Here is a 9576-nt window from a genome sequence, read left to right as displayed (position 1 = left end):
TCAACTACTCTGCAGGTTGGCGGCGGGAAAGCCACCGAATGGAAGAGCCTGATCAGCACCAAAACGTAACTTACAGTCGGCCAGCCGACCACCGCAGACATCGAGTGCCGGGTTATCAGTGGATTCACCAGCCTTCGTGAAATAACGGGTACCGGCATAGTCACAACCGGTACCCGTGCGGTAGAGTCCGCGCATACACCAGGTGCAAACAGGTGTTATCTGGCGGGAGGGAAGTTGCAGGCTTTGAATATCAAAGGGAGAACACAACTCGAAGTCGACCTGTATGCGTGTTTCAACCGTTTTGGTGTTCACATAAAACAGTTGAACACGCTCATCATTGGGGCTGGCGTTAACGTTGCCAGCTGTCCAGTTCGCAGCATCAAGGTATTTTGCCAGTGTGGTGTGGATCTTCACTTTAGCCTGGACCAGGTCGTCATATCGCAGGCAAAGTGCCGTGACATAGTTCCCCACATTGCCTACAGATAACGTTGGTGTTGGTTGCGCCCCGGTACTGGACAGCTCGACACCTTTCAGTTCATAGGGATAGGGTTCATAGGTATACCCCTGCCAGATAATTGCCGGGAGATTACCGTCAGTGAATGCTGCCCAACCATCCGCCGGTATGTTATGTGCATGGAAACGAAGCACGGTGTCCAGCCCAAATGCGGTACCGTCTATTTCTATCAGCTGGATTTTTTCACCCGGCTCCAGAGACTGAATATCTGCTGTGAAACTCATCTTTTGCCCATAAAAAAGGCCGCACAGTGGCGACCGGTTAAAGAGATCATGTCATTACGGAGCAAATGCCTGTTCAAAGGTGAACGCGAGTGCAACAACGTTATGGCTAATAAACTGTGGCGCAATCGAGTCATTTTTGACGCGATAAAGGTTCTTCTCACCCCATGGATTCGTCCACCAAAAAGAAGCGACTACATGCGTTCGGAGGAATGCCCGGATATCTGCCACATCTGATTTTCTTCCTGTCCATGTCAGACTCCATGTTTCGGAGGCTGTATTAATCCCATTAGCTGCAACCTGCTTGTAACCGTCACCAAACTGAGCAGTTAAAACGCTTACGGTCTCGGTTGCCGAAGGTGAAGCCTGCGTTTGCCATGTGAATATATCGGTCATACAGCCTCAGATAAAATATGATTATTAACCAGGGGAAAACCCATTAGTTTTTGAGAAAATCACCCGGGAGTGGATACTGCATGGGGAAACACGACAAATATCATTGAAATAAAAATCCCGAGGGGGTCGGGACTTTTATTTTTCACATGCAAATTAGTGAGAGCTAGTAGAGTTTCTGTTCCTGATGGTTACCTGCGTCAATAACACGCCAAATCTTCCAGCGGCCATCTTCATTATGAGTCCAGACTTGCAAATGCAATGACTTGTTGTCCTGAATACCGATCCAAACGTCAACCCTTTCACTGTCCCCGTCAGTAACTGCGGGTTCGGTGCGTAACCGTGAGGCCCACTCTTCAGAATAGTCCTGCGTATAAGTAAAATAATCAGCCTCCAGATACTCTTCCTCTGACATGTTAGAAATCGCATCAAGTCGGTCCAGCAGTTTTTTCGTTACCCACTGTTTCATTTTGGGCGAATGGAGAACATCATCAGTTGTCGGTTTACTATATTCAGCGAGATAAAATTTATAAAATTCCGTGACGCTTTTTTGTGCATCTAAAGAGGCATTTGCACTCGCGAAAGGTATGTAAACTGCCAATAAAAACGAAAGAATAAGCCGCATCAGTTTTTCCTGTATATAACATAAGGAGGATGGGTTCGACGGTATCCCGGCCCGGGGTACATATCTCTTTGTTTGAAATCCGAGTACCACGTTTTCCCGTCGTACATAGCCATGTGTCCATATTGCAGTCCACCCGGATAAGGCTGTATTACAACGACGTCCCCTTTTTCAGGCTTGGCGGATGGAGGCAAAGCAGTAAACCCCGCTTTCAGTAAAGAGCTGCCATAATCTTTCGCACTCATTGTCTGTATAAGCTGTATGCCACCAGCCGCTATTGCTAAACGTGTATATTTTGCACAATGTCCTTTTGAATGAGGCTCTATGTGTTTGACAAGATAATCTACAGCAGCAGATTTATTCCAACCCATTTTTTTCCCTTTTTAGATATGGTTATCCATCAGATACGAAATATGAGCAGCATTCTAGACCTCGCCCAAAACCCACAAATGAGAATTTTCTTATTTAGCACGTAATTTCATTTTTTATATAAAATTCCACCAGGAGACATTTCCTTCCTCAGACGGTCGGTGATAGTGCTCTGGATAATCGCCTGCAGTTGCCTGGCCGTGTTCATGGTGCCGGAAGAACTGACATCACCCGATCCAGAAGAACTCTGTTCAATAGTAACCGGCGCATAAACACTGACACCGGTGGAAGAAGCTGAAGACAAATGCGACGTATCAGTCTTGCCAACATAACCACCATTGGCATAACCCTGGACACTGCGCATCAGGGAATACAGGTTCCCCACACCTAAAGCTTTCGTTGCCTCTTTGGTGAAAACAAACTCTCCTCCATGCACAACACCTTTTGGCTCGTACTTGCCGCCGTCCCCTGTATACCCACCAGAATCAAAAGCAGGCACATACCCACCCGATGAAAAGCCCATAAAAGAGCCGAAAGCCGTTCCGCCTATTGAGGATTTAATGGCCTTCAGCACCAAAAGCTGGCTAATCATCTGAACAATCCCTTTCAGGAAGGTCGCCAGGAAATCCTTGAAATTGGATTTACCTGTGGTCAAAAAATCCGTTAACTGTGTCGCCATCCCTGTAAATGCGCTTTTCGACACATCAGCAAATTGCGCATAAACGTTTGTTGCACTGTCTTCGAATTCAGACCACCCTTTTTTGACACCAGCAGACCAGTCGTTGCGGAGCTTATCTTCGGCATCATAATAGTCCGTGGCCGCTTTCAACTCCTGTTTGTAACCATCATCAGTCAGGTCACCCCCCGCATTTATCCAACCACTGCGTAACTGTGAAAGCGCGGTTTGACGACTTGAAAGGCGGTCACTCATGGTGGCACCGGTTGTCATCGCTGACTGTTTCTCTGCCATTTGCGTGACATACTTTTTTGCCGTATCCATGCGCTTATTGAGTTGCTCTTGCGCGGCTATCTGGTCACCCAATATAGCCTTTTGTTGTGCCAGCGCGAGTACCTGGCTTTTGCTGGCTAACAGCGATTGCTCCTGTTTACTGAGTTTTCGCTTTCCGGCAGCATCCTCAAGTACTTCAAACTGTGCTTCGGTTTTCCATAAGTCTTTACGTTGCTGGCTAATAACATCATTTACCGAGACATGGTTCTGGAGCGTCTTTAACTGTGCTCGTAATGCCAGTAACTCAGCATTGGAGGAATCTTCCGCACGGTCACCGGACGAAACGGTAACGCCTTTATTTGTTTTTTTCGGGTCCCTGTACTTATCTCCGACCGATTTGATTAATGCTGCCGCTTTCTCGTCCGAGATATAGCCTTTATTTTTCCACTCAGTTATCTGCTGTTCGGCTTTAATCCTGCGCTGGGCATTGGATAAGGTCGACTGCTCGAGTGAATTGATTTGCTGGAGTGCTTTAATTCTGTCATCACTGGCTTTCTGTTGTGCCCCAGTCAGATCACCCTGCAGTGAGCCGGCCATGTCACCGAGGATATCTCCCAGAGCCTGGTCCTTTGCGTAGGATGATGCAATCCGGGTGTTTAGTACCGTTCGGGCATTTTGCAGTTTTGCTGCCGGGTCTTCACGCCCAATCCCCAGCATGGCATCCCACGCGGAGGACGCCATACTCTTAATACCTGCCCAGGTGGTTTGAATAGCCCCCAGATTTTCCGTTATCTGCTTTGCCCGGTCTTGCATTGCAGTCGCATACGCTTCTTCGGCAAGATTTGCCGCATCCTGTTGCTTGCCTTGTTCGGCCAGGGCTGCAATCTGTTCGTATACAGAGGCACCCAGGAAGTGGTACTGCTCGTTCAGTCGGGTAACCGCCTCAACCGGTGATTTTTTCAGTTCCTGAAACTGAGCAATCGTCTGTTCGACACCCTGGCCTGTTGTTTTTTGCAGGCTTAACGCAGTTTCACTGATTTTTTGAAGTTCTGATGACGCTGTATTACCAGTCGCCAGAACTGCGGCGATTGCAGCGGATGCCGCAGCTGTCGTTGTTCCCGTATTTACAGCAACACTTCTGGCCATGTATGACAAACCAGCAGCCGTTTGCCCGGCATAGTTCCCGGTGAGAATAAGTTGTTTATTGAACTCATCAGCCTCTGCTGCGCCTTTGAAGTAGGCCGTTGCCAGCAACGTTGCGACACCTATCAAACCACCTAAGGCAAGGCGAGTCGGCGTAATAATGCTTTTCAAAGCTTTAAACGTATTGCCTACACCACCAAAAGAATCCTTAATCTGGCCACCTTGCTGGATTGCCACCATCCATATGGGCATTCCAGATGCCAGCGATGTCACCACATCAGTGATTTGCATTGGTAAATAGCGCATTGCCTGCTGGTATTGCCCAGCACTCAATGCCCCGCGTTTAAACTGCTCTTCCTGTTCACGCAACCGGGCAATAAACGGCGCTGCCTGCTGAGAAACGCCCATTTGAGCTGCTTTCAACGCTAAAATTTCAGAGCGGGTTTTACCTATAACGTTGACCTGATCCTGAAGGGAGTTGATAAACGTCTGCCCTGCTGCAGCGGCTTTTTGTGCTTCCAACGCCTGCTGTGCCTTTGCCCGCCCTTCGGCGGTTTCCATTTCCATGGCGGCGGCCAGTTTGGTGCGAGTGGTATCGAGGATCGCGTTATAACGATTGAAGGTCTCAACATCCACCAGCCCTTTGCCACGATAACTGGACAGACTGGCCTGAATATCATCCAGCTCATTCAGTGCGCGGTTAACTGGGCTTATTTTATTCAGCAGATTTTGCAGTTCTTGGCGTTGTTCTTTGATGCTTTCTGTATTGCGCTTTTGGTCACTGGCACCAGCCCGGAAACAACTGTTCAGGTCATCTGCTTTTTTAGCTGCGCCCGTCGCCGTTTCCTGGAACTTGTCCAGTTCCTGATTTCCCTTCTCCAGTTCACTGGTATTTACACGAAGGGACAGCGTGGCGATATCACCTGACATAGTATTCTCCGGGCAATAAAAAACCCCGCCGAAGCGAGGCATTATAGATTGGTTGTAGTACACCACTGCAGGGTTTACAGTTCTAACGAAAGAATCCCACCTAAGTAGGCTTTATCATAATATTTAGTGGTATCTTTTGTACTGCTCCACAGCAAAGTCAAAACTACTTTTCCTGGCATCAATCCCTTGCACGCATGTTCTAAGATTATTGTTTATATTGTCTAACTTCCGACCAGCAGAATCCTGTTCAACATTCGGAAGCCAGCTAAGCATAGAGTTATTCACATCAGTTACGCAGTCGACTTCTTGTTTTAAAAACTTAAATCCCATCCACTGATACCCAATCAAAGAAGTCGGAATGCTCAATACTGCGCCGATCACAATAATAATTAGCCGCCCTTTCAGACTCACTTTGCAACCTCTCATCCCTTTAGCGATATAGCTATATCATCAGCAGGAAGAACACGTTCTGGAATGAAGTTACTGTAACTTACAGTGGTCCTGATAGCAAAAACCCGCCGGAGCGGGTTAACATCATAATGCAGGCATCTCTTTACCAAAATCGTATATGACGTTCCCTATGACCCCACAAAATGCATTATAAGCTGTTGTTTTAATAAAATTACTTATTTGATTTGTTTTGGTTTCATTCATAGAGTCTCCTTCTTTTTTCGTACGTTTTTCTTTTTTCGATTTGATATAATGACTAATCAATTTATATGCAGAAAAAACTGCTAAAGCTGTCAACGTAGGGTCAAAGGAAGCCATAACTAGCGGAGTCGAACACGCAGAGATGCAAAATTCTTTTCCAACGTGCTCTTATTTTATCACAAAATCTAATGTTTTTTGCAATTAACCAAAGTGAATCGAGACAACCCATTCATTATTACACAACTTCCAGCAAGAAAATCGCGTTTCATCTGCAAGAGGTTTATTGGCTGCATGCAGTAGTTGTTTTATACAATCACTCCCTCACCGCCCCATCTGGCTGGCACACTTATTGTTCTACTTAGTTCCGCTGCTACTGATGTGATCAATTTGGTTCAGACAAAACATAGTGCTTATGTCATTACGCATTACAACCTAGAGTGTCTGGTAATCCTTGGATTTGAACGAATCTATTTTGTAGCTTTGGTCAGTGCATACACTAACCGCTTAACTGGCCAACTTTTGGTGAAGTTACTCGCTCGCTGTGAACCAAGCACTCAGGAGTTGTGGATCACATGGAGCGCAGACCGCTCCATGATGCGGATATCAGATAATGCGGTTGCCTCGTCTTCTACGCCATGTAGTTTCATTAGCCAGGGGAGTACGTTGTAATCCAGACCGGTTACGCCTCCCATGCTGGTTCGCCACTGTGTACTTGCTGCCTGAAATACATTAAATGACGTCCAGATATCGGGCCATACATCTATTACCCGGTCATCATAATCATCAGGAGACAAACCAAACGCGGCCAGATCCTCATTTGAGGGTTCAGACGTGTAAAGTTCAGAGGCAACCACAATCAGTTTTTTTCACGGTTTCCCATCAGCTCACGGTAATAAGTCGAGATAATGGCTTTAAGTGCACCGGGGTAGTTATCCAACAGCACCTCAAGGTTTTCCCGGGAAAACGTATCCGGCAATGCCCAGGCAACGGTAATCTCTGCCAGGAAGTCGACCGCAGTTTTCCCTTCCAGTTGTTCTATCTCGGAAAGCTCTTTAAGCGGTTTGTGATTAAACGTGAAAGTTAAAATGCCATCATCCTCACCAGGTCGCGGGATGCTGACATTGGCTTTAAAGGTGGGCTTGGGGCACAACTGAAATTTAGTAGCCATTTAATTTATCCGGTTACGGCCCGTTTCCGGGCCATGGGTATTAAGCAACATCTTTGTAGAACGTCATGTCACGTGCATCGAGGGCAAAGGCCGCCTGAACTGTTTCTACGTTATTCACTGATGTCGTAGGTTGTGAGTCGAAAGATGGTGTACCGGACCAGTAGCGAGTTTCTTTCGCTTTAGGCACGTACATTTTGAGCGGCAGTGTGACACCGTCACGGTCAGCAGTTGCCAATACGTCATACAGCGCCAGCGTTGAATCATGTGCCAGCGTGAACGTTTGTGTTTTAGCTGCCTTATAGGTCGCCAGGTTGCGCTGGCGGTCATCAGCCAGAAACTGGACCTGCGTGTATTGCTGGTCACCACCCGACTGCGCGACTTCTGTGATTTGCGGAATTTCCGTCCAGTCGGTAATTTGGCTCAACGACCCAACCCCCCCACCAGCAGGGAAAAAGTTAAGGTTCGTTGAATCGATAACGCCAATAGTCACTTCTGTTTCATCCACAGCGGTAACCTGTGCAACCAAGTTATCAATCAGCGGCCAGCCAGAACGGATATAAACTGCGTCACCAACCACGAGCCCATGTTCAGATGGAACGGTAAATACAGCACCTGCCGCATTTGATACAGCGGAAACAGGGACTGCCGTTGCCAGTGTGGAGCCGACGTATACGCGAGCGCCGTTCGGCAATGCGAAACCAGGCATAAGAATCTCCATTATGAAGAGAACCGGCGAATGCCGGTGTGTGAAGGTTCAGGCTGGAATATCAGCCCGATAGTTAATGCTGACGGGAATACTGAATGAAACACCGTCCGGGATACCGGGGAATATTGCCGGGGGTGAGGTAACCCAGGCTGTGAACCCATCTCCGGCAATCTCCCCATTTTTGGGGAAAAGTCCACAAACCTGCTCCGCAATACGGCGGGCGGCAGATTTACCCGTTCCTGCAGGAGCTACGACCGTTACCTGATACACACCGGGATAAACGACAGCGTCGCCAGCAAGGTCAATGCTGAACGGTGTTGCCGGCATGTCATGTGAAATCAGGTACAGGGCGTCATTAGGCGGGTCAAATCCAATATTGTCATAGGCGACAGGAATGCCCTCCCCATCAGCCCAGGAGCCGAGAACAGACTCCAGTGCTGCAGTAATGTTGGGGATCATCTGTCTACCTCACCAACGGCCTCATTGAAAAAACGCTGAAATTCAGCAGCGGTAATACGCACCATGCCATTTGGTGCCTGAGATGAATGGCCCATTTCTAATGCATACGCGTAAGGCACGTTGTTGCAGAAATAGATATTTTTCATCCCTACCTTGAAAGCTGACAGTACAACTTCTCCCGTTGCAATGGTCAGGTTGCCACTCTTATCAATGCGCCCGGTTTCACCCGTTGCCGGCACATCGAAAGAGACCTGCCAGTTACCCCTGAAACGACCACCGGTATATCCCGGGGGCGCTTTAATATCCATGCTGTCACTTACGCGGGCTTTCTTTTTCAATCGACCGGTTTTCGTGAGGTTCACCGGGTTTTGCATCTGTATCTGGTTGTGCTCTGCAACAGCGGTGTTGTACGCCACTGCAGTGCGGTTTACCTCCCACAATTCCGGGTTTCCCACCGGAGACATCATCACCAGGCGGTTGAGTATTTTTATCCCAACAGCCCGGGCAACCTGCTCCTGGTTGGCCTTTGCTTTACTCACAAAAGCGGTTATTGCCACTTCAAACGCTGAGTTTTCGCTCATATCAGGCCCTCAGTTGTGATCGATAACAAATCACCACAGCAGCTGGCTTTACAGGATGAGGTTCAACGACCCGATATTGTTTCCCGTCCACACCGACAAGGTCGCCAATTTTCACGGCCTGTTCCGCCGTAAAAACGATTTGAATATCCCCGCTCTGAATGACTGTGCCATCCACTTCACCGGGGGAATAATCGGTTTTGACGCCCCAGGCATCAAAGGCGGTATCCGGTGTTGTCTGTTCAACACCAGCCACGACCGTCACTGAGCCTTTCCGTGTAACCGGGTACGCATAACCGTTTTGTCGAATCATCCTGGTAGAGCGTTCTTGCATACGCTGGTAATTAATCGCCATCAGGCCCGCTCCGCATAAGTGTTAATTGCGAACCCACGCCCACAGGCCAGATCACCCAGAATGGCTGTTACCGCCGGGAAAGAAGGCGTAAAGGATTCCCCATCAGCCACGGCATATGTCATGGTAACGGCCCCTTCTACCCGCTCTGTCTTGACCTCAGGTTCACGGACACTGGTCTGCAACTCCCCCTCAATGGCTTCTACAGCCAGCATGCATTGTGCTGTCACCACCTGCTTAGGAACTGAGTCGACCGGAAGTTCATATTCATCCAGAACGACATTTCTCCGCGGCCATGACAACGGTTGTTGACGTTGCGCCCGGACACCAGCCCAGATAAGCCCTTCAAGGTAATCCATCGCCATAATCAGTAAGGGGACGGTATTTTCCGGGAGGGTAATGCCTCTGAGTTGAGCAAAAGCAGACAGGTCATCCTCACTCGCATAACTGTTTGCGCCGTCAGAATGAATATCGGTATTAATCATTTATCCCCCTGGAAACGGGGCTTACGCCCCATCCGT

At 48.3% G+C, this 9576-nt stretch carries 13 protein-coding genes; all 13 read right to left on the bottom strand.

The genetic code is table 11. The features are described from left to right. Positions 1-738, bottom strand: coding sequence for a phage minor tail protein L (locus MPHASIOC01_RS04810; protein WP_353614098.1), 738 nt, complete (start codon positions 736-738; stop codon positions 1-3). A 54-nt stretch (positions 739-792) separates the two neighbouring features. Continuing rightward, complete coding sequence (locus MPHASIOC01_RS04805) at positions 793-1131, bottom strand: phage tail protein (protein WP_353614097.1); 339 nt, start codon at positions 1129-1131, stop codon at positions 793-795. Between the two features lie 163 nt (positions 1132-1294). Then, entirely contained in the window at positions 1295-1753 is a 459-nt protein-coding gene (locus tag MPHASIOC01_RS04800; protein ID WP_353614096.1) for a DUF3828 domain-containing protein, read from the bottom strand. Next, on the bottom strand, positions 1753-2121 hold the full coding sequence (locus MPHASIOC01_RS04795; RefSeq protein ID WP_353614095.1) for a hypothetical protein: 369 nt from the start codon (positions 2119-2121) through the stop codon (positions 1753-1755). Before MPHASIOC01_RS04795 ends, MPHASIOC01_RS04800 begins: the two co-directional genes overlap by 1 nt. A gap of 107 nt (positions 2122-2228) precedes the next feature. Continuing rightward, positions 2229-5141: a phage tail tape measure protein gene (locus MPHASIOC01_RS04790; RefSeq protein WP_353614094.1), complete on the bottom strand. Its 2913-nt coding sequence runs from the start codon at positions 5139-5141 to the stop codon at positions 2229-2231. A gap of 123 nt (positions 5142-5264) precedes the next feature. Continuing rightward, positions 5265-5552: a hypothetical protein gene (locus MPHASIOC01_RS04785; RefSeq protein ID WP_353614093.1), complete on the bottom strand. Its 288-nt coding sequence runs from the start codon at positions 5550-5552 to the stop codon at positions 5265-5267. Positions 5553-6346: 794 nt separating this feature from the next. Further along, positions 6347-6646 carry a DUF1799 domain-containing protein gene (locus MPHASIOC01_RS04780; RefSeq protein WP_353614092.1) on the bottom strand — a complete coding sequence of 100 codons (300 nt, stop codon included), beginning with the start codon at positions 6644-6646 and terminating at the stop codon, positions 6347-6349. A 2-nt stretch (positions 6647-6648) separates the two neighbouring features. Next, complete coding sequence (locus tag MPHASIOC01_RS04775) at positions 6649-6960, bottom strand: phage tail assembly chaperone (protein WP_353614091.1); 312 nt, start codon at positions 6958-6960, stop codon at positions 6649-6651. 40 nt (positions 6961-7000) lie between these two features. Further along, positions 7001-7666, bottom strand: a complete 666-nt coding sequence (locus MPHASIOC01_RS04770; protein WP_353614090.1) for a phage tail protein — start codon at positions 7664-7666, stop codon at positions 7001-7003. 48 nt (positions 7667-7714) lie between these two features. Further along, on the bottom strand, positions 7715-8125 hold the full coding sequence (locus MPHASIOC01_RS04765) for a phage tail terminator-like protein (RefSeq protein WP_353614089.1): 411 nt from the start codon (positions 8123-8125) through the stop codon (positions 7715-7717). After that, positions 8122-8706 (bottom strand): hypothetical protein, encoded by a 585-nt coding sequence (locus tag MPHASIOC01_RS04760; RefSeq protein ID WP_353614088.1) that lies wholly within the window; start codon positions 8704-8706, stop codon positions 8122-8124. The genes MPHASIOC01_RS04765 and MPHASIOC01_RS04760 overlap by 4 nt, the downstream gene beginning before the upstream one ends. A 1-nt stretch (position 8707) precedes the next feature. Then, positions 8708-9058 (bottom strand): hypothetical protein, encoded by a 351-nt coding sequence (locus MPHASIOC01_RS04755; RefSeq protein WP_353614087.1) that lies wholly within the window; start codon positions 9056-9058, stop codon positions 8708-8710. Further along, the gene (locus MPHASIOC01_RS04750; RefSeq protein WP_353614086.1) at positions 9058-9540 is read right to left on the bottom strand and encodes a DnaT-like ssDNA-binding protein; all 483 of its coding nucleotides are present in this window, start codon (positions 9538-9540) and stop codon (positions 9058-9060) included. The genes MPHASIOC01_RS04755 and MPHASIOC01_RS04750 overlap by 1 nt, the downstream gene beginning before the upstream one ends. Between the last annotated feature and the right edge of the window lie 36 nt (positions 9541-9576).

It is taken from the genome of Mangrovibacter phragmitis, from assembly GCF_040429585.1.
Classification (GTDB): domain Bacteria; phylum Pseudomonadota; class Gammaproteobacteria; order Enterobacterales; family Enterobacteriaceae; genus Mangrovibacter; species Mangrovibacter phragmitis.
This window is presented reverse-complemented; position numbering and strand designations above follow the sequence as displayed.